24 protein-coding genes and 1 pseudogene are annotated in these 23,383 nt (G+C 72.3%); 11 read left to right on the top strand and 14 right to left on the bottom strand.

The window, feature by feature from the left end; all coding sequences use genetic code 11:
- Positions 1–25: 25 nt before the first annotated feature.
- Both BMW85_RS52165 and BMW85_RS41175 read right to left on the bottom strand, forming a co-directional pair.
- Positions 26–154 (bottom strand): AsnC family transcriptional regulator, encoded by a 129-nt coding sequence (locus BMW85_RS52165; RefSeq protein ID WP_281249679.1) that lies wholly within the window; start codon positions 152–154, stop codon positions 26–28.
- Positions 155–285: 131 nt separating this feature from the next.
- Positions 286–1,488: a cytochrome P450 gene (locus BMW85_RS41175; RefSeq protein WP_091092641.1), complete on the bottom strand. Its 1,203-nt coding sequence runs from the start codon at positions 1,486–1,488 to the stop codon at positions 286–288.
- 204 nt (positions 1,489–1,692) lie between these two features.
- On the opposite strand from BMW85_RS41175, the gene BMW85_RS41170 reads away from it, so the two are divergent.
- The 4 genes from BMW85_RS41170 (at position 1,693) to BMW85_RS41155 (ending at position 4,297) form a co-directional block, all read left to right on the top strand.
- Positions 1,693–2,916, top strand: a complete 1,224-nt coding sequence (locus BMW85_RS41170) for a cytochrome P450 (protein WP_091092639.1) — start codon at positions 1,693–1,695, stop codon at positions 2,914–2,916.
- Positions 2,913–3,131, top strand: a complete 219-nt coding sequence (locus tag BMW85_RS41165) for a ferredoxin (RefSeq protein WP_091092638.1) — start codon at positions 2,913–2,915, stop codon at positions 3,129–3,131. The genes BMW85_RS41170 and BMW85_RS41165 overlap by 4 nt, the downstream gene beginning before the upstream one ends.
- 69 nt (positions 3,132–3,200) lie before the next feature.
- Entirely contained in the window at positions 3,201–3,452 is a 252-nt protein-coding gene (locus BMW85_RS41160) for an SDR family oxidoreductase (protein WP_245775366.1), read from the top strand.
- 65 nt (positions 3,453–3,517) lie between these two features.
- Positions 3,518–4,297 carry an SDR family NAD(P)-dependent oxidoreductase gene (locus BMW85_RS41155; RefSeq protein WP_177241143.1) on the top strand — a complete coding sequence of 260 codons (780 nt, stop codon included), beginning with the start codon at positions 3,518–3,520 and terminating at the stop codon, positions 4,295–4,297.
- A 48-nt stretch (positions 4,298–4,345) separates the two neighbouring features.
- Here the strand turns inward: BMW85_RS41155 and BMW85_RS41150 are convergent, their stop codons facing one another.
- The 3 genes from BMW85_RS41150 to BMW85_RS41140 are packed head-to-tail and all read right to left on the bottom strand — an operon-like array spanning position 4,346 to position 7,426.
- Complete coding sequence (locus BMW85_RS41150; protein ID WP_091092855.1) at positions 4,346–5,038, bottom strand: ThuA domain-containing protein; 693 nt, start codon at positions 5,036–5,038, stop codon at positions 4,346–4,348.
- A gap of 8 nt (positions 5,039–5,046) precedes the next feature.
- Entirely contained in the window at positions 5,047–6,072 is a 1,026-nt protein-coding gene (locus BMW85_RS41145) for an amidohydrolase family protein (protein ID WP_091092634.1), read from the bottom strand.
- Positions 6,065–7,426, bottom strand: a complete 1,362-nt coding sequence (locus BMW85_RS41140) for a metal-dependent hydrolase family protein (protein WP_091092633.1) — start codon at positions 7,424–7,426, stop codon at positions 6,065–6,067. The genes BMW85_RS41145 and BMW85_RS41140 overlap by 8 nt, the downstream gene beginning before the upstream one ends.
- Positions 7,427–7,566: 140 nt before the next feature.
- On the opposite strand from BMW85_RS41140, the gene BMW85_RS41135 reads away from it, so the two are divergent.
- From BMW85_RS41135 to BMW85_RS41120, 3 genes and pseudogenes are all read left to right on the top strand, one after another.
- Positions 7,567–8,436, top strand: a complete 870-nt coding sequence (locus BMW85_RS41135; RefSeq protein WP_281249678.1) for a TrmB family transcriptional regulator — start codon at positions 7,567–7,569, stop codon at positions 8,434–8,436.
- A gap of 243 nt (positions 8,437–8,679) precedes the next feature.
- Positions 8,680–9,624: pseudogene (locus BMW85_RS52400) on the top strand (branched-chain amino acid ABC transporter permease); the annotation flags it as partial.
- A gap of 82 nt (positions 9,625–9,706) precedes the next feature.
- Positions 9,707–10,432: an ABC transporter substrate-binding protein gene (locus BMW85_RS41120; RefSeq protein WP_245775365.1), complete on the top strand. Its 726-nt coding sequence runs from the start codon at positions 9,707–9,709 to the stop codon at positions 10,430–10,432.
- Between the two features lie 13 nt (positions 10,433–10,445).
- On the opposite strand, the gene BMW85_RS41115 is transcribed toward BMW85_RS41120, so the two are convergent.
- A complete protein-coding gene (locus tag BMW85_RS41115; protein ID WP_245775364.1) occupies positions 10,446–11,210 on the bottom strand; it encodes an SDR family NAD(P)-dependent oxidoreductase in 765 nt (254 codons plus the stop codon).
- Between the two features lie 340 nt (positions 11,211–11,550).
- Here BMW85_RS41115 and BMW85_RS41110 point away from each other — a divergent pair, with 340 nt between their 5' ends.
- Both BMW85_RS41110 and BMW85_RS41105 read left to right on the top strand, forming a co-directional pair.
- A complete protein-coding gene (locus BMW85_RS41110; RefSeq protein ID WP_091092630.1) occupies positions 11,551–12,426 on the top strand; it encodes a phosphorothioated DNA-binding restriction endonuclease in 876 nt (291 codons plus the stop codon).
- A gap of 48 nt (positions 12,427–12,474) precedes the next feature.
- Complete coding sequence (locus tag BMW85_RS41105; RefSeq protein ID WP_091092628.1) at positions 12,475–12,924, top strand: group II truncated hemoglobin; 450 nt, start codon at positions 12,475–12,477, stop codon at positions 12,922–12,924.
- 6 nt (positions 12,925–12,930) lie between these two features.
- Here the strand turns inward: BMW85_RS41105 and prfH are convergent, their stop codons facing one another.
- Positions 12,931–13,542 (bottom strand): peptide chain release factor H, encoded by a 612-nt coding sequence (gene prfH, locus BMW85_RS41100; RefSeq protein ID WP_091092626.1) that lies wholly within the window; start codon positions 13,540–13,542, stop codon positions 12,931–12,933.
- Positions 13,539–14,675: an RNA ligase RtcB family protein gene (locus tag BMW85_RS41095; protein WP_091092625.1), complete on the bottom strand. Its 1,137-nt coding sequence runs from the start codon at positions 14,673–14,675 to the stop codon at positions 13,539–13,541. Before BMW85_RS41095 ends, prfH begins: the two co-directional genes overlap by 4 nt.
- Positions 14,676–14,857: 182 nt before the next feature.
- Between BMW85_RS41095 and BMW85_RS48935 the strand changes: the two genes are divergently transcribed.
- The gene (locus BMW85_RS48935; protein WP_143082581.1) at positions 14,858–15,163 is read left to right on the top strand and encodes a hypothetical protein; all 306 of its coding nucleotides are present in this window, start codon (positions 14,858–14,860) and stop codon (positions 15,161–15,163) included.
- Between the two features lie 44 nt (positions 15,164–15,207).
- Entirely contained in the window at positions 15,208–15,819 is a 612-nt protein-coding gene (locus BMW85_RS41090; protein WP_091092623.1) for a DUF6461 domain-containing protein, read from the top strand.
- Positions 15,820–15,991: 172 nt separating this feature from the next.
- Here the strand turns inward: BMW85_RS41090 and BMW85_RS41085 are convergent, their stop codons facing one another.
- The 6 genes from BMW85_RS41085 to BMW85_RS50030 form a co-directional block, all read right to left on the bottom strand.
- Positions 15,992–17,089: a radical SAM protein gene (locus BMW85_RS41085; RefSeq protein WP_091092622.1), complete on the bottom strand. Its 1,098-nt coding sequence runs from the start codon at positions 17,087–17,089 to the stop codon at positions 15,992–15,994.
- A 158-nt stretch (positions 17,090–17,247) separates the two neighbouring features.
- Positions 17,248–17,364: an ALQxL family class IV lanthipeptide gene (locus tag BMW85_RS50630; RefSeq protein ID WP_218156158.1), complete on the bottom strand. Its 117-nt coding sequence runs from the start codon at positions 17,362–17,364 to the stop codon at positions 17,248–17,250.
- 98 nt (positions 17,365–17,462) lie between these two features.
- Entirely contained in the window at positions 17,463–19,313 is a 1,851-nt protein-coding gene (locus BMW85_RS41080) for an alpha/beta hydrolase family protein (protein WP_143082580.1), read from the bottom strand.
- Positions 19,310–22,069, bottom strand: a complete 2,760-nt coding sequence (lanL, locus tag BMW85_RS41075; protein ID WP_091092618.1) for a class IV lanthionine synthetase LanL — start codon at positions 22,067–22,069, stop codon at positions 19,310–19,312. Before lanL ends, BMW85_RS41080 begins: the two co-directional genes overlap by 4 nt.
- 506 nt (positions 22,070–22,575) lie before the next feature.
- Positions 22,576–23,010, bottom strand: coding sequence for a DUF4279 domain-containing protein (locus BMW85_RS41070; RefSeq protein WP_177241142.1), 435 nt, complete (start codon positions 23,008–23,010; stop codon positions 22,576–22,578).
- An 85-nt stretch (positions 23,011–23,095) separates the two neighbouring features.
- Entirely contained in the window at positions 23,096–23,338 is a 243-nt protein-coding gene (locus BMW85_RS50030) for a hypothetical protein (protein WP_091092615.1), read from the bottom strand.
- Between the last annotated feature and the right edge of the window lie 45 nt (positions 23,339–23,383).

Below are 23,383 nucleotides of genomic sequence, written 5' to 3'. Positions count from 1 at the left end.
CCTGGCCCTGGCGCGGGCCCCGCTTTCAGCGCTCGCCGCGCACCTGCTGGAGGAGCGGCAGCACGCCGAGCACCCGGGCGTACTCGCGGTGGCCGGCGCGCGGCTCCTCCAGGAGCAGTCTCAGGAGGGCGAGGTCCAGGTCGTCGAGGTCCACGGGGCGCTCACCCCGGGAGCACGCCGGCGATCTCCGCCCGCCAGGGGGCGAGGTCCACGTAGTCGCGGAACGCGGCGATCAGCTCGCGGTCACGACGTCCCAGCGCACCCGCTCCGAGCGGCGCGGGATCGTCATCCGAACACCACCGGGTAGGCGGCGAAGTGGTCGCGGGAGGAGTGCGGGTCGCGCCGGGGCGGCAGCTCGGGGTCGGGGCGCGCGCCGGCGGCGAGCAGCGCGGAGAGCATGAGCGTGACGGTGCCGAGCACCTGCTCATGAGCCTCGTCGCCGGCCTTCTCGCTCGCGGGTACGCCGCCCGCGAGCTCCGTGCCGATGCAGGCGTGCATGCCGCCGCCGAAGGCGTGCCCCCAGCGGGGCACGTCGGACGGCACCTCGCGCAGCGGGTCGAACACGTCCGGCCGGTCGAACACCCGAGGGTCCCGGTTGGCCGCCGCGATGTCCAGCACGACGAGCGCGCCCTCGGGGATCTCGATGCCGCCGCGCAGCACGACGGGCGCGAGCGCGCGGCGCTGCGCGACCGGGCTCGCCGGATGCAGGCGCAGGGTCTCGTGCACGCACCGCTGGAGCAGGGCCGGGTCGTGGCGGGCGCGTTCGGCCGCCTCGGGGTCGCGGCGGACCCAGGCGAAGAACTCGTCGGCCGAGTGCGTGAAGGCGTCGGCGGTGCTGTGGGAGCCGGCCTGGAGGTAGAAGGCGCACTCGCGGAGCAGGACGTCCTCGTCGATGCCGAGCTCGTCCCAGTGACGCAGCAGGCCGGTGAGCACGTCGCGGGGCAGGTCCGCCTCGCCCAGCTCACCGGCCGCCTGGCGGGCCAGCAGGTCCCTGCGGCGAGCGAGCGACGGCCGCAGGAACCCGGCGTCGAACTCCTCCAGCGCGGCCGCCACCTCGGCCCGGACCACGTCCGGGTCGCGGGTGGTGTGCACCAGCGTCGCGCCTTCCGAGAACGTCTTGGCGTAGCGGTAGAGTGCGTCGGCCTCGGCCGCGTCGCCGGTGGGCCGGTCGATGCCGGCGACCAGCGCGGTCAGGCTCATGATCGTGCGGTAGCCGAGCTCGACCAGGTCGGCGCGACCGGCGGCGGCGAACGGCGCGAGCGTGTCGCGTACGACGTCGTGCAGGAACTCCCGCTCCCAGTGCCGGAACGTGCCGCGCCGGAACAGCCGGTTCTCCACCCTGCGCCGCACCCGGTGGTCGTCGCCGTGCAGCACGAGCAGGCAGTCGGCCATGACCACGCCGCCCTCGTCGTAGAGCGCCTGCTTCAGGTCGCGCTGCCGGAAGGCGTCACGGACGTCGGCATGGCCGTCAAGGGTGATCGTCGCCATCGTCACACTCCTTGGAGGTGCGAGGTGTTAGAACACTAACGACGCTAGCAGCGCGCGCCTTTGCACGGAAGATCCCGCACGGGATCCGCGCGATCCTTGGGTGGCGTCGTTAGGGTATTGACGCCGCTCGGTGCGACACGAGACGCTGAGCCGGAGATCCCGGCAACCCCCCGACCCGGTGCGTCAACGGAGGAGCAAGTCCAGATGACAGCCGTCGCCGCCGAAGAGACAACCATCGTCCTCACCACGTTCGCCGACGCCAAGGACGCCTATCGCAGCAAGGACCTGCGCCAGTCGCTCTACGACGAGGGCGAGGTCGTGATGGCCGACGTCCTGGTGAACCTGCACGGTGAGGAGCACCGCTCCCGGCGTCGCGTGGAGAACCGGATGTTCCGCCGCGAGGTGTTCGAGCGCTACGAACGCGAGCTGTTCCCGCAGGTGATCGAGCGGACGCTGACGCCGTACCGGGCCGAGGGCCGGGTCGATCTGGTGCGGCTCGGGCACGAGCTGATGCTCAACCTCGCCGCGCTCACCGCCGGCGTGGACCGGCCCGAGGGGACGGCCGAGGAGACCGGGCGGCTCTACGCCTACATGATGAAGTTCGTCGAGGGCGCCACGCTCGCGCACTCCACGAAGGACAAGGCCGAGCAGCGGCGGGTGATCGCCCAGGCGCTGGAGGACTGGGACGCGGAGTTCCTCGCCCCGTCGATCGCCCGCCGCCGCGACCTGCTGGCGCGCGAGGCCGCCGGCGAGGACGTCGAGGTGCCCAGCGACGTGCTGGCCACGCTGCTGCGCCACGCCGGCGAGCTGGAGCTGCCGGCCGAGGTGGTGCGCAGGGAGGTCGCGTTCTTCCTGCTGGCCGGCGCCCACACCAGCGCCACGGCGTTCGTCCGCGCGGTCGACCACATCCTCGGCTGGATCGAGGAGCACCCCGAGGACGCCGGGCTCGCCGCCACCGACCCGCTGTTCGTGCAGCGCTGCGTGCACGAGACCGTACGGCTCAACCCGTCGAGCCCGATCGGCCGGCGGCGCGCGCTCGCCCCGGTCACCCTGCGCTCCGGCATCCAGATCCCGCAGGGCGCGATCGTGGTGATCGACCTGCAGTCGGTCAACCGCGACGCCGAGGTCTTCGGCGCCGACGCCGCCGCGTTCGACCCGCACCGTACGCTGCCGCCGAACGTGGCCCCGTTCGGGCTGAGCTTCGCCGCCGGCATGCATGTGTGCATCGGCCAGGACCTCGCCGCCGGCGTGGTGCCGAGGAGCGGGACGAACCTGGACGACCACCTGTTCGGCCTGGTCACCGCCGTGGTCCGGCGGATGTTCGCGGCCCGGGTGCGACGCGACCCCGACGACCCGCCGCGGCGCGACGCCAACACCCAGCGGCCCTACTGGGGCTCCTACCCGGTGCTGTTCGGCGGTGAGGCGTGACCTACCGGATCGAGCTCGACCGGGACGTGTGCATCAGCTCGGGCAGGTGCGTCGCCGAGCGGCCCGACGTGTTCCGGTTCGACCAGGACGAGATCGTCGAGCGGGTGCCCGGCGGGCCCGCGCTCGGCGACGACGAGTTCTTCGACCTGGCCCGCGACTGTCCTTCCGGCGCGATCAGGGTCTTCCAAGGCGACGAGGAGATCGATGTCTTCTGAGCCGACGTCTTCTGAGTCGACGTCTTCTGGGCAGTGTCCGGGACTCGCCGCTCGGCACCCCGAGTAGCCGTGGACCTGGGGATCAAGGGCCGCCGAGCCGACGGGATCACGGTCAACTCCGTGCAACCCGGCCTCCACAGGACCGAGCGCGTCACACAGGTGTACGGCGAGCGCCCGCCGCTGGGCGACGTGCCGGCGGGGCGGCTCGGCGAGCCGGCCGAGCTCGGCGCGGTCGTCGCGTTCCTGTGCTCGGCCCACGCGGGCTACCTCACGGGCGCGGCGCTGCCGGTCGACGGCGGCGCCTACCAGGCGCTGCTGTAGTGAAGACGACGCCTGGAGCCGGGCGATCGAGACCGCCCGGCCAGGCAGAGCAGGGGAGAGACGGAATGACAGAATGGGCCGTGGTCACGGGGGCGGCACAGGGCATCGGGGCCGTGATCGCCGAGTTCGCGGTGAAGGCCGGCTACCGGGTCGCCGCGTGGGACATCGACGGCCCGGCCGTCGAACGCACCGCGGCGGAGATCGGCGACGGGTGCGTGCCCTCGGCCGTGGACGTCGCCGACGAGGAGTCCGTACGCGCCGCGGCGGCGCTGCTGCCTGAGCCGCCACGCCTGGTGGTGAACAACGCCGGGATCGTCCGGTTCGGGCCGCTGCTGGACCTGCCGCTCGCCGAATGGGAGAGCGCGCTGCGGGTCAACCTGACCGGCACGTTCATCGTGGCGCGGACGCTGGCCGGGCCTATGGGGAAGGCCGGAGGGGGCGCGATCGTCAACCTCGCCTCCGTCAACGGGCTCGCCGCCGCGCCCCACGCGGGGGCGTACTCGGCCAGCAAGGCGGGCATCGTCCGGCTGACCGAGCACATGGCGATGGAGTGGGCGAGGCTCGGCATCCGGGTCAACTGCGTCGCCCCCGGCCTGATCCACGCGGGCATGTCGGACGCCATCTACGCCGACGCCGAGGTGCGGCGGGTCCGCGAGGGCGCGGTGCCGCTCGCCCGCCTGGGCTCCGCCGAGGACATCGCGGCGGCGGTGCTCTTCCTCGGCTCCGAGAAGGCCGGGTACGTCACCGGCCAGACCCTCGCGGTGGACGGCGGGCTGATCAAGAGCACCCTGGCCGCCCTGCCGCGCCCTCAGTCGGTGGACTCGGTCGGCCCCGGCGGAAGCTGACGAGGCGGAGGAGGGCGGGCGCGGGCGGCTCCCGCGCCCGGCCCTGGGTCAGCCGGTGGTGGTCCAGCGGATCGCCCGCCGGACGATCTCCCGGTGCTCCGGCACCTCGTACGACGCCGGATGGTGCCCCAGCGCGTCGTAGACCACCCGCCCGCCGCCGTGCTCACGCGCCCACAGCAGGGGGTGCTCGGCGTCCGGCCCGCCCGGCTGCCGCGCGGTCAGCAGGGGGACGAGCCCCGGCACGCGTTCCAGGTCGCCGTAGACCTCGTCCACGACGGTGAACGGCCCGATGCCCGCCACCAGCTCGTGCGCCGCCGGCGTCGGCCGCACCGTGACGGCCGGCCCCAGCGGCGGGTGGTGCGAGCGGCCCCACACCCAGGAGCCGCCGAGCGTACGTCCCCATTCGGGCCAGTCGTCGAAGCAGATGGCCGCCGTGTGCATCCCGAGCACGCCGCCGCCCGCCGCGAGATGGGCGGCCAGCGCGGCCCGCGCGCCCGGCGACGGGCTCGCCCCCTCGGCCCCGGCGAGCCGCCGGTAGCGGTCCGGGGTGCCGGGCCCGGTCATCGTCCAGCGCAGGGCGTTGACCACCAGGAGCGCCGCGCCGGGCAGGGCGCGCAGCGCCGCGTCCACGTCGGTGTGCACCTCGGCGGCGAGCCGCCGCTCGGCGAGCAGCTCCACCAGGCAGGCGGTGGTGGCGGGGAAGTCGTGGGTGAGCCCACCGGACAGGACGACGGCACGCACGGTCGTCCTCACGCCGTCCGCGCGGGCGCGGTCATAGGGAGCCATTCCTTGCGGCGCAGGAGCCGGGCGGCGTTCGCGGCGAGCAGCGCGGGATCGAGGTCCGGGGTCTCGTGCGCGCCGGAGTCCCAGCCGGCGAAGTTGGTGCCGAACACCAGCCGCCCGGTGCCGGCCCGCGCGGCGAGCAGGGCGAGCGCGTCCGCGTCGTGCACGTGGGTGTCGAACCACAGGCGGCGGTAGTAGTGCTCGAACCCGTTCTCCCGCAGCCGGTCTCCCGCCCAGACGCGCTTGCCGACCGCGCGAGCGAAGCGCCCGGCCACGAACGGCGCGGCCCCGCCGCCGTGCGAGACGCACACGTCCAGCCCGGGGTGCCGGTCGAGCACGCCGCCGAAGACCAGCGCGGCCACCGCAAGCGTCTCGTCGCGGGCGAAGCCGAGCAGCAGGTCGAGGTCGAAGCGCCGCAGCCGGGGGTCCTCCGGCGGGCCGTCGGGGCCGAGCGGCGACGGGTGCACGAACAGCGGCACGTCCAGCTCGACCAGCGCCTCGTAGAGCGGGTCGAGGTCCGGGTCGTCGAGGGTGCGGCCGGCGGGGTCGGTGTCGAGGTAGACGGCCGCCATGCCGAGCTCGCGCACGGCGCGGCGGGCCTCGGCGACCGACGCCGCGACGTCCTGCGCGGGGAGCTGGGCGGCGGCGAGCAGCCGGGCCGGGTACCGGGCCGCCAGCGCGGCGAGCGCGTCGTTGTGCGCCCGCGCGTACGCCGCCGCCGCGCCCGGCTCCAGCCGGTTGAAGTAGGTGAGCGGGTTGGGCGAGAGCAGCTGCACGTCGATGCCCGCCTCGTCCATGGCCGCGACGCGCAGGTCCACGTCCATGAACGAGGTGCCCGCGTAGCGCACCCCGTGGAGCACGTAGTCGCCGACGCGGTAGAACGGCGTGCCGTCGGGCGACGTGCCGAGCTCCGCCCCGGGCCCGACCTCCAGGACGGCGTGGGCGTGCACGTCGATCACCGGCGCGCGCCGGAGCGCGGGGCGGTCAGACATGGGCCAGCTTCTCCAGTTGCTCCTCCGTCAGCGCGAGGCCGCGGGTGAGCGGGCAGGAGGCGAGGAAGCGGACCTGGTCGGTGGAGCGCATGCGCCGCTCGGGGATCGGCGTGACGAGGTCCACGCGCCGCCCGCCCTTGATCACCTCGGCCAGGCGGGAACGGTCCTGGAGGATCGTGACGTCCTGGAGCGGGTCGCCGTCCACGACGAGGATGTCGGCCAGCCGGCCCGCCTCCAGGGTGCCGACCTGGCCCTCCATCCGCAGGGCGGACGCGCCGTTGCGGGTGGCGGCGACGATCGCGTCCATGGGGCTCATCCCCATGTACTGCACGAACATCTCCAGCTCGCGCGCGTGCCACTCGCCGACCGGGGTGACCGCGAACCCGGTCTCGGAGCCGGCGAGGAACGGCACCCCGGCCGCGTGCGCCTTCGCCATCTGCGCGGCGGTGATCTCGATCTCGGCGCGGAAGACGTCGAGCAGCTCGGGCGCGCTGCCCACCTTGGCGCCGTAGTCGGCGAGGTTGCCGAGCAGCGTGAACGTCGGGCAGAGCGCGCTGCCCGACTCGACGACCGCCTCCAGGGCCTCGTCGTCCATGTACGAGGCGTGGTAGATCAGGTCGACGCCGGCCCGCGCGGCGTCGCGGGTGCTGTCGGAGTTGCGGCAGTGAGCGACGACCTTGGTGTTCAGCTCGTGGGCGGTGTCGCACACGGCCCGCAGCTCGTCGAGGTTCCAGACCTTGACCTCGGGGCCCTTCATGGTCGGGATCTGGCCGGTGACCATGATCTTGATCCAGTCGACGCCGTGCTTGATCTGGCGGCGTACCTCCCTGACCATCATGTCCCGGTTGTGCACGACGGTCGCGTAGCCGGTGGTGCCGTCGTCGGCGATCATCCGGCCGGCCGTGCCGCCGAGCATCGTCATCAGCGCCTGGCCGCCCGCGCGCATGCGCGGGCCCTCCACGATGCCGGTCTCGATGGCGTCGCGCAGTTCGACGCCGATGGACCAGAGGCAGTCGGCGTCGAGCACGCCGGTGACGCCCGCGCGCAGCACCTTGCGGGCGTGGTACGCCGACAACATGGAGCTGTAGCCCTGGGTCCGGTGGTGGAAGAGCTCGTCGTTGCCGGTCGGCTCGCCGAAGCTGAGGTGGGTGTGGGCGTCGATCAGCCCCGGCATGACCGTGCGGCCGGTGGCGTCCACGCGCTCGTCCACGCCGTCCGTCTCGGCCTGGGCGAGGGCGTCGGCGCCGAGGGCGGCGATGCGGTCGCCCCGCACCAGCACCGCCTCGCCCGCCCGTGGTGGCGCGCCGGTCCCGTCGAGGACGGCGCCTCCGGTGATCAAGATGCTGTCGGCCATGGGGACCCCCTTGAACCTCGTTATGCGTTGGAAGGTTAACGACTATTCGAAGTCTTGACTAGACTGGCCCTGCCGGCCCGGCCGCGGGGAGGCGGTCCTCGCGATTCGTCCTCAGGCCGGGGGAGTGCGACGATGGCGAAGTGTCCCAGCAGAGAGTGATCGAAGAGCTTCAGCGTCTCGGCATGTCCGGCTACGAAGCCAAGGCCTACGTCGCGCTCGTGGCCGCCGGCACGCCGCTCAACGGCTACGAGGTGGCCAAACGCTCCGGCGTGCCGCGCAGCACGGTCTACGAGACGCTGGGCAAGCTGGTCAGCCGGGGCGCCGCCTACGAGGTACGGCTCGGCGAGGCGGGCGTCGGCTACATCTCGCTGCCGCCGGCGTCGCTGCTCGACCGCATGCGCCGCGAGTTCGACCAGTCGATCACCACGTTGAGCGAGACGCTGCCCGAGGTGGCCGCGCCCGCCGAGGTGCGGCTGATCCACAACCTCGCCGACCGGTCCTCCCTGCTCACCAGGGCCGAGGACGTCGTCGCCGCCGCGCGCCGCGACCTGTTCCTGTCCGGCTGGCCGGCGGAGCTGGAGCCGCTCAAGCCGCTCGCCCGCCGCGCGCAGGCCGAGGGCGTCGACGTGTCCACCGTCGTCTTCGGCGAGGACCCCGACCCGGTCGGCCACACCACCCCGCACCGCTTCTCCAGCCCGCAGGTGGCGCTGGAGAACCTCGGCTGCCGGCTGCTCGTCGTCGTCGCCGACCGGCGGCAGGCGGTCATCGGCGGCGTGGTCAACGAGGACGCCTGGGGCGTCTACACCGACGACCCCGCCGTGGTGCTGGTGGCGGTCGAGTACGTCCGCCACGACATCGCGATGCACCTGATTGTGGAGCGGTTCGCGGCCGACGACTTCGAGTCCTTCTGGACGTCGGACCCGGCGCTGGCGCGGCTGCGCGCCGACCACGGCGCGGCGGCCACGCTGCTCAGGAAGGCGGGCGCGCCGGGCGGGCGCGGCCAGGGCTGACGACGGAGGCGGCCAATGGAGACGGCGGCGGCCGGAGCTGACCGCGGCGGACGGCGGGCATCCCCCTGCGGGGTGCCCGCCGTCCGTGTGTCCGGGGCCGCGCCGCGCCCTCCCTCATCGTCGCCAAATAGGGTCTGTTACCTCTCCACCTTAGGCGTTAGCATCCTCACGACCAACGCTGGAGGCGCAACCGTGTGGCAACAGATCATCAGCGGGCTGCAGGCGGGCAGTTGATACTCCCTCATGGCGCTCGCCATCGTCCTCGTGCTGAAGGCGACCGACGTGCCCAACTTCGCGATGGCGGAGCTGGGGCTGTTACCCGCGTTCTGCACCTGGGCGCTCATCGACGGGGCCGGCCTGTCCTGGTGGGCGGCGGTGCCCGCCGGGCTGCTCGTCGGCGTCGTGCTCTCCGTCGTCGTGGAGCGCACGGCCATCCGCCCGATCCTGGCGGAGAACCACTTCGCCACGGTCCTGATGACGATCGCGGTGTTCGTGGTGATCAACGCGGTCGTCCAGCTCGTGTGGGGCTCCGAGCCCCGCAAGATCGACTCGCCGTTCGCGGGCTCGTTCACCGTGGCCGGCCAGATCATCGTGGCCTACGAGCAGCTGCTCAGCATCGGCGCCGGGCTGGCGGTGACGGTCGCGCTCGTGCTGTTCTTCCGCACCCCGCTCGGCGTGCGCATGCAGGCCATCGCCGAGGACCGGGTGACGCCGCGGCTGCTCGGCGTCTCGGTCACCACGGTGTTCCGCACCTCGTGGGCGCTCGCGGGCGCGATCGCCACGATCGCGCTGCTGCTCCAGGGCCAGGCGTCGCTGCTCACCGACCAGAACGGCTCCGGCCTGCTCATCAAGGGCTTCGTCGCCGCGACGCTCGGCGGGTTCTCCAGCGTGATCGGCGCGTTCGTCGGCGGGCTTGCGCTCGGCGTCGCCGAGAACCTGGCCGGCGCGTACGTCTCGACGTCCAGCAAGACGGCGATCGCGCTGCTCGCCATCGTCGTGGTGCTCGCGCTGCCCGGCCTGGTGAACCCGTACCTGCTCTTCCAGGCGTGCCTGGTCATGGTGACGGCGACCGCCGGGCTGGGACTCGTCCTCATCATGGGCGGGTCCGGGCAGATCGCCCTCGCCCAGGCCGGGTTCCTCGGCGTCGGGGCGTACGCGACGACGTACCTGGTCGCGCAGGGCTGGCCCTGGCCGCTCGCCGCGGTCACCGCGGGCCTGGTCGCCGCGCTCGCCGGGGTGCTGATCGGCCAGCCAGCACGACCAGGCCAGGGTGATCGTGGACTTCCTCGCCGGCAAGGGCGTCAAGAAGCTCGCCGTCATCGACCAGGACAACGAGCTCGGGCACGCCATCCGCGACGGCGTCAAGGCGGAGGCGGCGGCCACCGGGCTGGAGGTCGTCGCGAACGAGACCACCGAGCCCAACTCCACCGAGGTCAGCTCCGCGGTGCTCAAGGTACGCGACGCGGGCCCCGAGGCCATCGTGCTCGGCACCGACAACACGCAGTCGGCGCTGGTCATGAAGGCGGTCCGCGAGCTGGGCTGGGAGCCGCGGATCATGGGCACGTCCTCGACGGTGACCACCGGCAGCGCCGGCACGTTCGGCCCCGCGGGCGAGGCGGCGAAGGGCATCCACGGCACGCTCATCTCCGAGCTGCCGGTCTCCGACGCGCCCGAGGCCGCCGCCTGGCGCGCCGCCCAGCAGGCCGCCGCGCCGTCCGAGGCGGGGAGCGCGTACGCGCTGCAGGCGTACGCGAACACCAGGATCTTCTTCGAGATCGTCTCCCGCATGGGCGACGACCTGAGCTGGCCGAACTTCACGAAGACCGCGGAGTCCCTCAAGGACCACAAGTCCGGGATCTACCCGCCGATCACGTTCGGTCCGGCGGCCGGCGGCGGGCACGTCGGCACCACCGGCGCGAAGGTGGCCGAGTGGGACGGCTCGGCCTGGAAGCTCGTCACCGACGACTGGGTGCTTCCCGGCCGGCCCGTCTCCTGACCGCCTGCGGGCGTCACGCGTGCGTGACGCCCAGCCCGAGGCCGCCGTCGATGGTGAGGACGCTGCCGGTCGCCCACTCGGCGGCCAGCAGGTATTCGACCGCCTCGGCGACCTCGTCGGCGGTACCCGACCGGCCCAGGGCGTGGGCGGGGCCGAGCGAGCGCATGCGCGCGGCGGCGGTCGCGTCGTCCATCAGCCCGGCCCGCTGGTTGATCTCGGTGAGCACCCCGCCCGGCCGCACGCAGCTCACCCGTACGCCCTGCGGGCCGAGCTCGGCGGCCAGCACCCCGGTCAGCGTCTCCAGCGCGCCCTTGGTGGCGGCGTACGGGGACGCGCCGGGAAAGGCCCGCTGCGTGTGCACCGAGCCGAAGAACACCACGGCCCCGGACCGCTCCCGCAGGTGCGGCACGGCGAGCGCGGTCAGCATCAGCGGGCCGATCGTGTTGGAGGCGAACACGTCGTGCAGCGCCTGCTCGTCGAGGTCCGTGACCGCGCTGCGGTACATGTTGCCCGCGGCGTGCACGACCGCCTCCAGCCCGCCGCCGTGCTCCACGGCGGCGGCCACCATGCGCTCGCGGTCCTCGGCGCGGGTGACGTCGCCGACGACGGCGCGCGCGCCGGGGCCGGCCTTCTCGGCGACCGCCTCGACGCGGTCCGCCCGCCGGCCGGAGAGCGTCACCTTCGCGCCCGCCTCGACCAGCCGGTGGACCACCGCCTCGCCGATGCCCGACCCCCCTCCGGTGACCAGCACCGGCATCCCTTCGATCGCACGTCCCATCGCCGCCTCCTGACCTTGACGCTGTCGGAACGCGATCGTAGAGCGAAGCGTCGTGAAAGAGCTAGCCACTAGTCATCCGGCCAGCCGTCGCGGCGGCTACGCGGCCTCCGCTGGACCACCGGCCGCTCCACCGGCAGCGCCGGCTCCTCGAAGCGAGCGACGTCGTCTTCCTCCCCGGGCTGAACGAGGAGAGCGCCGCCACCGCCGTCGAGGGCAGCCAGCTCGCGGGCACCTTCGACGACGCCCGCTACGACGGCGTCCTCGGCATCTGGTACGGCAAGGCCCCCGGCCTGCGCGACGCATCCCCTGACAGGCGCGAACCGCTCTACACTGGCCGACCGTGGACTGGATCGAGCGGATCGCCGAGATCCGGCGCTGGACCAGGGGAGGCGAGCGCGCCCCGCACAAGCCGCTCCTCCTGCTGTACGCCCTGGGCCGCTTCCAGCGTGACGGCAACCGGCCCATTCCGTTCAGCGCCGCCGAGGCCGAGCTCAAACAACTGCTCAAGGAGTACGGCCCGCCCCGGGAGACCAGCCCCGGCTACCCGTTCCACCACCTGACGACCGACGGCCTCTGGCTGGTCGACACCCGCCACGGCCCGGGCAGTCCGGGCCCCGGGCTGCGGCGGCTCCGCGACAGCGGAGCCGCCGGCCGCCTCCATCCCGACCTGGCGCGTGCCCTGGCGGAGGAGCCGGGCCTGCTGGCGCGGATCGCCCGCCACCTCCTGGACGCGCACTTCGCCCCGTCCCTGCACCCGGACCTGTGCCTGCTGGCCGGCCTGGACCTCGAAACCTCCGCGCAGGCCCCGAAACCCGCCGTACGCCGCGACCCGGCCTTCCGCGCCCGGGTGCTCATGGCGTACGAGTACTGCTGCGCCTTCTGCTCCTACGAGGGCTGGCTGGACGGCACGGTGGTCGGCCTGGACGCGGCGCACGTACGCTGGTGGGCCTTCGACGGCCCCGACGACGTCGCGAACGGCCTGTGCCTGTGCGCGATCCACCACAAACTGTTCGACAAGGGCGTCCTGGGCCTGACCGCCGAGCGCACGATCACCGTCTCAGCCAGGTACGCCGGCCGCTCGCAGTCCTCCCGTGACCTGGTCCTCTCCCTGGCGGGCCGCCCCGCCAGGGAACCCCAGGCCAGCCTGTCCAGGGTCGAACAGGACCACATCGCCTGGCACAGCCACCAGGTCTTCCGCCCACCCGCCCGCACCTGACCACGGCGCACCCGCGAATTGTCGGTGGGGCCTGGCATCCTCGGGTGCATGGAGACCGTCTACACGGCCGCGGGCGGCAGCGAGGGCCTGCTCCGCCTCGCCGAGGCGTGGCATGCCCGCGTGATGGTGGACGAGGTGGTCGGCCACGCCTTCAGCCATGGCTTCCACCCTCGGCACAGCGAACGGCTGGCCGCCTACTGGGCCGAGGCGCTCGGCGGGCCGGCCGGCTACTCGAAGGAGTGCGGCGACGAGACGTTCGTCGTGCGCCTGCACAGCGGCAACGGCAAGCACGAGGAGATGGACCGCCGCGCGATCGCCTGCTTCGACCAGGCTCTCGATGACGTGGGGCTGGCCGAGGGGGAGCCGCTCCGCCAGGTGCTCCACGACTACTTCGCCTGGGCCACCACCACGACCATGGCCCGCTATCCGGAGTCAGCGGCCGACGTGCCGGAGGGTTTGAGCATCCCCCGCTGGTCCTGGGACGGCCTGCAACGCTGACTCGCCCTACGACGGGCGCTCGACGCGGACGGGGTCGCCGCGTACGAGCTCGTCGTGGACGCGGCGGCGGGCGGCGGTGACGGCGCGCTCCGCCGCCTCGTCGCCCTGCTCGATCCGCTCGCGCAGGAGCCGCAGCGCGATGCCCCGGTTGAGACTGAACTGCCGCTCGGTGTCGACCACGACGACGATCCCGGTGGGCCGGTGGGTGGCCCGCACCGCCGTGCTGGCCTTGTTGCGATGCTGGCCGCCGGGACCGCCGGTGCGGCAGGCGACGATGTCGACGTCCGCCTCCCTGAACGCCGTGCGCGGGGCGTCGACCTGGCACGGCTGGGCGGTGACGTACCAGTTCTTGCGGCCGGCGCCGGCACGGTACGGGCTGGGGGCCTGCCAGCACAAAGTCCCGGTCCACGAGGCGGCGAACGCCTCGGCGCCCGCCCCGGAGATCCGGACGAGGACGGATCGGTAGGTGCCGGGCCGTTCGCCGGGAACGGTGTCGGCCCGATGGGTCTCCAGGCCGTGCCGGGCGGCGTCCACCTCCAGGCGGCGCAGCAGCCGGGCCAGCGCCCACGCGCACTCCTGAGGGCCGCGCCCGGCCGACAGGAGCAGATGCACGCTCACGAACGCCCCCGCCCGCGCCGGCTCTTGTCCGCCGCTCCGAGTTCGGCCGTCTTGTACGTGACCAGCGGGACCGTGGTGGCCACGGGCGTGGCCAGGCCATGGGCGACGAGGTCGGCGATCACCTGCTCGATGCGCTTGTACGCCGTCGGCGCCTCCTCGAACAGCAGCTGCCGGTCCCCGCACACCACCAGCGACCCCACCGGCGTACGACGCAGCTCCTCGACCGTGTGCTTGGCCCGCCCCCGGCGCAGGGCGTCCGCCCGCGACATCTTGCGGCCCGCGCCGTGGGCCACGGAATGGCCGGCGTCCGCCCCGGCGTGCCCGGCCACGAGGTAGGAGGGGGTGCCGCGCGTACCGGCGATGAGCACGTCGCGCCCGTCACCCGGCGCCGCGCCCTTGCGGTGCAGGTAGAGCCCGTCGCGGACCTCGACCAGGTTGTGGCACTGGTCCACGATCGGCTCGGTGGGCTCGGCCCCCAGGGCGTGGGCCACGCGGGCGGCCAGCAGCCGCCGGTTGAGCGACCCCCACCGTACGGCGTCGTCGTGCAGCGCCAGATAGGCGGCGGGATCAGGCGCGGGACCCGCGCCGTGGACCTCGGTGTGGGCCCGCAGGATCCGCTCGCCCAACCCCCGCGAACCGCTGTGGACGACGAGCACCAGGTCACCGGCATCGAGCCCGAGCCGGCTCGCGTGCTCAGGCTCGAAGACCGTCCCGATCCGGGCCAGCTCCACGAAGTGGTTGCCCCGGCCGACCGTCCCGAGCCCTTCGACGTGACCGGCCGGAATGCCACCCTTCACCACATCCCAGGCGGGATCATCGGCATCCGGCGCCCGATCGAGATCGGGGAACCGCGCGGCCAGCTTCTCGGGCACGACCCGCCTGAGCTTGATGGGGAACACGGCGATCCCGCAGCCGATGTCGGAGCCCACCAGGAACGGATAGAGGACGGCCGACGTCATGGCCGCCCCGATGGGCGCGCCCTTGCCGGGGTGCAGGTCGGGCATGGCGGCGACGTGCATCATCCCGTCGAGGGCGGCCACCTGATGGCACTGTGCGACGGCATCGGACTCGATCCAGCTCGTGGGGGAGGCGAACACGGTGACCGTGGCCGTGGGGGAAGGGTGCTGAGACAAAGACGCTCTCTTCGCTGAACAAGCGGAACAAGGGTGTGGGCATGCGACATCACGGCGGGAAGTGCGCGCCGTGGCATCTCGGAAGAGCGGGGGAGTGGTGTCGTCAGAGCCTCATGCACACCACTTTTCCCCGAGCCCACCCCCCAGGCAAACCCTTTTTCCGGCGTCCGGGAACAGGGCTCGTGGCCGCCTATGGCTTGAACGAGGGCTCGGGTACGAGCGCGGCCGACTCCTCCGGGAAGAACAACCCCGGCACGGGCAGTGGCACAGTCTGGGCCAATGGCAGCGTCTGGGTTCCTTCTCTCAACGCCTCACTCCGCATGGTGGGCACGGATCACAATCAGGCTGCCGGCCGCGACCTGGGCGCTTTCTACGCCCGCTATCGTGTCCTTCCCAACGCAACCCTCGAAGGGGGCCTGCAGAACCGGCCGGGCAACGCCTTCTTCGTAAGGATCAAGGAAGGCGCCCCGCCGACCCCTTCTTCATGACAATCAGTCAAGGCAACCCGTAACCCACCTGTGAGGAGGCGGCCATGCAATCACCGACCTACCTGCACGACCTTCTGGCCTCGACCCTCTTCACCGAAGGGCTCGACGGCGACATGGATCTGTGGGCGCTGGGATTCAGCGCCGTCTGGATCAAAGGTGCGGACCTCGACGCCCTCGCTCCGATCTACCAGTTGGACCTCTCCACCCGCACCCCGTGCCACCTCAGTGAGATCCTCGAGCAGAACATCGACGACGAATCGGTCTGGGTCGCCGAGGCCGGAGACTGGATCAGCATCGTGCCGGCGAACGCCGACCGTGAGCATCTGCTGTCCGCGACCGCAGGCGGTCGCGAGGCCTTCGGCCTCAGCGTGGACATCAGCAACAGGGACTACCTCCATTACGCCCGCGACGGACGTCTGGTGACCTCATTCAGCCCTTCCCAGCCGGAGTTACGCTTCGGCGATGACCCGTACGCACTCGATCACCTGATGGATGGGCTGCGCTTCCAGATCAGCGCGGACGACGTCTTCGACGATCGCGTCGACCGGGAGGAGAGCATCAGCTCCGCCTTGACCCTGATCGGGCGCTTCACGGGAACCGACATGGCCACCGACTGGTTCGAGGCGCAGCACTCCTGCATCCGACCCACCTCCTGACCTCAAGCCCGTGCGGCGCGTCGCCAGGCTGCCGCCAACGGGCAGCACCTTGCCCGGCCTGCTGCCGGCACGCAGGCGATGTCCCCATATGCCAACCGCGTCATGCGGACAGGGGAGTCGTACGTTCGTGGGTCCAGAAGAACGCCGGCGGCTGTGGGAGCTTGTCGGCCGTTCAGAGCTGGTGACCAGAGGCAGGGCCGGCCATGGACGCGATGTGCCCTTGGCCACTCGTCCGTTCGTCCAGCGTGTACGGCGGGCGGCGGTCGATGCGGCGGCGGACCTCGTCCGTGCCGAAGTGGTAGTCGAGGCGCCGGGTCGCCTCGGCCCAGTCCTGCATCGAGCGGACCGCCGACAGGGTCTCCACGACGAACGGGTCGCTCCATCTTTCCTGGACGCGCTCCCACAGCGTGCCGGCGTCCTCGGTGAGGAGGCTGCCGACGGTGCCCTCGTAGATCGGCATCGCGCGGACCTCGCCGTCCGGCTCCACCTGCAGCATGGGGAAGCCGTGCCGCTTCACGAGTTCCGGGTGCATCATCAAGATCATGTTGTTCGACGTCATGAGCTGCACCGAGCGCGGGGCGAGGGAACGCAGCCGTTCGACGTGCTCGCGGCTCACCAGCGTGCGCAGTCGGTCGAAGTCCAGCAGCTCATGTTCGGCGAAGTCCTTCCTGCTCGCGAGGCCGGACGGCACCGCGGCGGCGAAGGTGAGGAAGCGCAGGTTCGGGAACCGGGGCGCGACCGCGCGGCTGAACTCCTCCAGCTCATGGAGGTTGGACCGCACGACCGCGTAGTCGACCCCGAACTCGACCGGGTCGGCGCCGCGCGCCACGCGCTCCCCTGAGACGTCGTCCAGGATGGCCAGCGTGCGCATCGCCCGCTCGTACGAACCGGCCCGTCCGCGGATCCGGTCGTGCACCCCGGCGCTCGCCCCATCCACGCTCACGGTGATCCGGGAGAAGATTTCGGACGCCTCTTCGGCCCACCGGCGGTCGAAGGTCCATCCGCCCGTGTAGAGGTTGACCGCCACCCCCGCTCCGCTGATCCGCCCGGCGACCTCCAGGAGGTCTCTGACCAGCAGCGGCTCGCCACCGGCGAACTCCACAGCCTGCGGGCGCAGCGAGACGATCGCGTCGGCGGCCCTGAGCATCTCGTCCCGGTTCAGCTGCCGGGCCGGGCGTCTGCCGGACTCGGAGTAGCAGTGCACGCAGCGCAGCGGGCAGGCGTACGTGATGTCCCAGATGACGTCGCTGGGCCCCTGTGGGGTGCTCATGGCATGGTCCTTTCCTCGTCGCCTGACGCGGCGTCTCTCTTCGCGAGGGTTCGATGAACGGTGGTCCCGTTCCGGGACGACGAACGTCCAGGAACGGGACCACCTCCGGTGCTCAGCCCCGATCAGGGCCGAGCACGCTGGTCACGACCGCCGCCTCGTCAGGAGGTGAAGGTGGCGTAGCAGGTCCAGTCGCACAGCCAGGTCATGACACAGGGGTACAGGTCCGACTCCTGGCCGGCGGGCAGCATGTCGAGGGCGTCGATGTTGAGCTCCATGGTGATTTCCTTTCGTCAACCGTTGTGCCGCTCGTTTCGAGACGGCCTTTCCACCGGCCCCGTCACGACGACGAGGCCGGAGCTTGTGGGGGCTCCTGCTAAGCGGGTACGGACGTGCCGTCGCGCAGGAGTGCGAGTGGGCCGGCGGTCGGTGCGGCCCTTTCGTTCAGGAAGTCGATGAGCCGGTCGGCGACCAGGTGTCCCTCGCTGGAGACCAGCGGGTCGTGGTCGGAGCCGGGGATCTCCAGGTAGACCGGCGCCACCGGGTGGGCGGCCGCGAGCAGCCGGCTGTGCAGCCGCCGGGAGTGGGTGACCGGGATGATCGGGTCCTGCTCACCGTGCACGATCATGATCGGTGGCCGCATGCGATCGGCCAGCCGGGCCAGGTCGCGCGGGCCGAGATCGTCGTCGAGCTCCACCTGGCCGCCGAGGCGGTCGAGCAGCGCGCGTACGCTGGGCGGCCCGTCCCGGTACAGCTCCCGGCCGGACAGGAAGGGTGCGATGACGGCGGCTCTGGCCCACAGGTCCGGCTCCGCGGCGACGGCCAGCAGGGCCAGGTAGGCGCCGTAGCTGATGCCGTACAGCATGGGCCGTCGCCGGCCGGGGCCGCGGGCGTCGGCCAGCGTGCGCCCCAGGTGAAGGATGTCCGCGAGGTCCGGGCCGCCCCACGCGCCACGGATGGCGTCGCGGTGCGCGGCGCCGTAGCTGGTGCTCCCTCGCTGATTGGGCGCGACCACCGCCATGCCGGCCGCGGCCATCCGCTGGAACAACGGCTCGAAACCGAAGTGCCAGGCGGCTTCCGGGCCACCGTGCAACGCCAGGACCACCCGCTCGCTCGCCACCGGATCGCCGTACACGACGGCCTCGACGGGCCCGGCCGGGCCTGGGTAGTCGACCGTTCGCGCGGATGTCCAGCGTCCAGGGTGCTCCTCGGCGGTGGCGCGGGCGCGGGACCGGAGCGGGTCGGGCAGGGTGACCACGCCGAGCGGGCGGTCTGGCGTGGTGTGCAGCAGGTGCAGTCCGCCGGTGGTCCAGCGGGCCGTGGGCTGCAGGGTCCCGGCCGGCAGCTCCGCCTCGACGGTGGTGTCCGCCACGAGGTCGTGCAGCAGCAGGTGGGAGCGGCTGCGGCGGGTGACCGAGAGGGCCAGGTGCCGTCCGCCGGGATCCAGGGTCAAGGGGGTGACGCTGCCCTCGATGCGGTTCAGCCGCTCGGGGAACGCCGTCGGCGCCGGGTCGTCGCGGTGCCGTACGCCGAGACGGAACGCGCCGTCCCGCCGTGCCGCGGTGAGGAGCACCCCGGTACGCGGCGCGGCCATGAGCAGGTGCTCGCCGTCCGCCAGTCCTTCGAGCGGCGCCGAGAGACCGGTGACGAGGTCGAGGACGAACGTGCCACCTGCCCCCGGCTCGGGACGGGCCAGCGCGAGACGCCGGCCGTCCGCGTCGAGCCAGACCCCGCCGCCGGCCGCGCCGGTCAGCTCGGCGACCGGCTCAAGAGGCTCGGCGTGCCCTGACACCCGCCACACCTTGGTACGGCGGCCTTCGCCGTTCTCGAACAGCAGGGCGGCGGTGCCCGGCGCGATGCCGCCGATGAGCCCGAGCCCGGGGCGGCGCGAGGCGAACAGTTCGTGCTCCTCGGCCGGCGCGCCCTCCGTTCCGGGGACGGCGAGCAGCAGCCGCGCGGACTGCTTGCCGTGGCGGCAGAGCAGCACACCGACGTCATCGGCCGGAAGCGGGAACGGGAGCGGGAAGGTCCAGGAGTCCTCGCCGTCCTTGGTGGGCACCAGGCGTGGCCGTGGTGCGGGGCCGGTGAGGTCCCACAGCTCCGGCATGAGCCGGGCGCGGCCATGGGCGGTCAGGCACGCGGCATGATCCCCTGTGGCGGAGAACCGGAAGTTGATCCGTCTGAGCTCTATGGGCAGGCCCGTGGGGGTCGTCGGCAGGGGGCTCATGACGCCCTCCAGGCGGCGTCGGCCATCCACGGGCGGGGCCCGCCGTGGCGCAGCCGCCACAGGAAGGCGAGCACGCCGGCCAGCCCGGTGTTCCAGCCGAACGTCACCGCAAGGCCGTTCTCGTCGGGCACCACGAGCAGCCCGTCGCGCATCGTGGCGCGCGCCCACAACAGGCTCGCCAGTTCCCCGGCCTGCTCGCGGTAGACTGGCTCGCCGGTCAGATCCGCCATGTCCAGCAGGAACTGCCCGTCCCCGGCCAGTCCGTGACAGGCCGCGGTGCCGGAGCGCAGCCGGTGGCCGTGTACGGCGACGGCGGCGGCCCGCGCCACCTCCAGCGCGCGCCGGTCGCCGGTGGCCGCGTGCAGGCGTACCAGGAACGTTCCTACGCCCGAGGATCCGTTGCACCAGTGGGACAGCTTCGCCCCGCCGCGTGGGCCCTCCGCCCACAGCGCGGCCGCGCCTTGGTGGTCGGCCGCGTCCATCAGGGTACGACCGGCCGCGGCGGCCGTCTCCAGGCAGTCCTCGCGTCCGAGCGCGACGCCGGCCGCCAGCAGGTACGCGCCGATCCCGGCGACGCCGTGGGCGAACCCGTAGTGCACCACCCCCGCCAGCGCGGAGTCGAAATCCCGCGGGATGGCCCACAACACCGTGTCGGGGGTATGTTGGGCGACCTTGAGCAGTTCGTCGGCGCATTCGCCCGCCCGGTCGCGGAGCCTCGTGTCACCGGTGGCGTTCCACAGGTGCAACAGCGCCATCCCCGTCCCGGCCAGGCCATGGCAGATGTCGGGGTTCGGCCAGCTGACCGGCAGGTCGAGGGCGAGGCCGAGCGCCGCCGAGCGTACGTCGTGGTCGTCGAGCGCCCTGCCCGCCTCATGCAGGGACCAGGCCATGCCGGCCCGGCCGAAATACAGCCCCGGTGACGGGCGATGCTCATCCGCGAGCCGGCGGATCATCCAGCCGGCGCCGTCACGCAGACCCGTCGTCAGCGGGGCGCGCAGTTCCTGCGGCAGGGGTACGGCATCGGGCCCCACCACGGAGGCCATCAGGTGGAGCACGCCGGCCGCACCGTACTGGACGCCGCACGGATCGGCGTTGACGCCGTACCCGGCCCCGGCGGCGCTGGGCCACAGCCGCGCCTCCGGCCCCCTCCCGCTGTCGGGGGAGTCCGAGGACATGCTGCGCCAGGTGTACGCCAGTCCGTCGTGCAGCAACCGGTCCTGCTCGGCGGTGCCGAGCCGGTGACGGCCTCCCGCCACGGCTGGCGAATGCGGACCAGTGACCAGACCGGACAGGAACGTGCGGACCCTGGCGAGATCCCACCGCCGGGCAGGATCCTCCGCCATCAGACCCACGATCATGGGAGCCAGCTCAGTGGCCAGGGGATCGCCTGAGACGGCCACCTCGACCAGCGTACGGACCCGGGAGTCCCACGGTTTGACCTGCTCGCCCTCGTCGGGCGCCAACATCGGCTGGCACGCGGTCACCAGGTAGAACACGGTCGCGCCCAGCGCGTACAGGTCCACATCGACGCCGGGGCAGGGCCCATGGGCGGGGGCCCGCTCCTGCTCCGGGGGCGCGTACCCGCGGGTGCGGGCCCGCCCGACCGGAGTGCCGGGCATCGCCGCGGTCTCCAGGTCGATCAGCCGAACGTCGCCGTCGTCGGTGACGATGACGTTGTTCGGGGTCAGGTCGCGCACGATGTAGCCCTGATCGTGGACCGTCGCGACCAGGTCGACGAGCCGCCCCACCAGGTGCAGCACTGTCTCGCGTGGGCGCTCGCCCGCCCAGGCGGTGAGCACGGCCCCCTCGACACGCTCCTGCACCAGGAACAGGCTGTCGTCCTTGTCGAAGAGCGCCACCCTGCGCGCGGTGATGCCGAGCGGCCCGAACAGGCCGAGCATCTGCCACTCGTGACGTAAGTTGTCACGCTCGTCGCGTCCGCTCAGCTTGGCGCCCATGTGCGGCCGGGCCTGCTTGACGATCACGGTCCCGCCGGTTTCGCGGTCCTCGGCCAGGAACACCCCGCCCTTGGCGCTGTGCCGGACGGCCTGACGCACCACGAACCGGTCGGCGAGCAGCACGGCCTCCGGCGCGGCCGACCGGACCGGAGCCTCGCCCGACTCGAAGGGGCAGGACGCCCACGGCGGCGGTGAGTACCAGGGGTTGCGCTTGTCGGTCACCAGCGTGCCGTCGGGGGCCGTCAGCCGGGAGGCGTAGGAGCCGTCGTTGTCCAGCACGAGAGGCGCCGAGAACACCCCGTAGCGGTAGTGGACCAGGCTGCCCGGCTTGTAGGCGCGATCGGACAGGATGCGCGGCCCGGGCAGGCCCATGGTCGCCTCGTGCAGCTCCTCGGCGATCGCGGTCGCCGCCCGGTCGTCGGGCGGATAGACGGTGACGAACTTGCCCACCGCTCCGCGGTCCTGCTCCCTGGACACCAGGTTGGACAGCTCGGCCAGCGTCGCCGCGAACTTGAAGGGGCAGCGGTGCCGCGCCAGCACCTCCACCACGCGGGCGAGCACCACGGGGGCCGACAGCGGCGTCGCCGAGACGTGCAGCTTCCAGCCCTGCGCCTGGCGCGCCACGCCGTCCGGCGTCACGTACATCCACGGCCGGCGGCTTCGGAACTCCCAAGAGGCGGCGTTCTCCTCGCCGTCCACCGCCACCAGGTCCGCTCGCGCCAAGGCCGCTCTGGCGATGTCCTCCAGTACGTGGCGATCGACGTCGATCTCGTCTTCACGCGCCTTGCGCTCGTCCATAACCGCACCCCCACATGCGTCATCCCTTGGCGCAGCCGCCGGACGATAAATGGGCCGGGCATCGGCGTTGATCCGTTGCCCCGCCGCAGATATCGACAGGCACGCCCCCGTTGTCTGACTGGGTTCAGGTATAGGTACGGCGACTTGAAACTGTCTTGGAACTGAATGGCATCCGCGGCAATTCTTTCGCAGTCAATTGCAAGTGTCCTTCAACCAGTGAACGCCGACGAATCCGCGAACTCCCAGGTCGGACACATTCGACATCAACAACCTGCTACAGGGGGTCGGCGGTGAGTGATCAAGCTTGTTCGCAGGTCGTTCCAAGTGAAATTCCAGTAGGTTCCTACCGTCATTGACGTATCACATGGAGTGAGTGCGACCGGGGTGTTCACCAAAAGGCGGATGCTGTGCCCGCATTTCAGGAGAAGAGCATCGGGATTCGCCCTGGACCACAATTGTCTGCAGGCGCCTTCGCGCACATGGGTCGCGGAGTATCAGCGGGCGGCTCACTCCGGCGGAAGCATGAGGTATTGATCGACCTCGACACCGGCCCGCGCCGCCGCCAGCCAGCGGATGAGGTCGGCGCCCATCGAGATGCCCTTCTCCCGGGGCTCCTCGGCGTCGCGGAACTCCTGCACCACGATCAACGTCGCCTCCCAGCCCTGATCGCCGGCGAGATCGCGCAGCGTACGGGCGCCCCGGTCGCCCCAGGCCGTCAGCCTGTCGAACACCTCGTCCAGCTGGTCCGACCCCACCTGCCGGCCGAGTGCGAGGGTCCATGAACTGAACCCGTACGGCCTGCCCGTCTTGGAGGACGGGCGGCCGTGCCGGGTGGACTCGTCGGGTGCGACACCGAGCGCCTGGGTCACCGTCTCCGGGTCACCGTCATCGGCGACCAGACGCAGGTACACGTTGAACATGCGCTGCTTCCACTCGTCCACTGGTCTTGGCCTTGTCGCGCTTGAACCGCTGCACGAGGCCAGGCTCACGCGGGGCGCGACCGAGTACGGCCGCGCCCGCCCGCGACTACTTCCTCAGCCAGAGCATGTAGTACGGGCTGTCCCAGCGGCACTCGTACTCTTTGTAGTTCTCCATGACGAGCTTGGCCGTCCCCGCTTTGACGCAGTTCGTCAGCGTCCGGTACGCCTGGTACGGGACCCAGCCCGCGGCCGTGGTCGTGGCGCCGGCCGGGGCGGCGGCCAGGGCGCCGGCGGCGAGGGTGCCGGCCACGGCCAGTGTCACGCCGAAACGTGCGGCTTTCTGTCGCATGACATCGTCCTTCCTTCATGGGCGGCGCACGCGCTACCCGTACGG

Origin of the sequence: Nonomuraea wenchangensis, from assembly GCF_900111685.1 — a bacterium.
Lineage (GTDB): Bacteria > Actinomycetota > Actinomycetes > Streptosporangiales > Streptosporangiaceae > Nonomuraea > Nonomuraea wenchangensis.
Note: the sequence above shows the minus strand (reverse complement) of the source record. Positions and strands in the feature narration are given on the sequence as shown.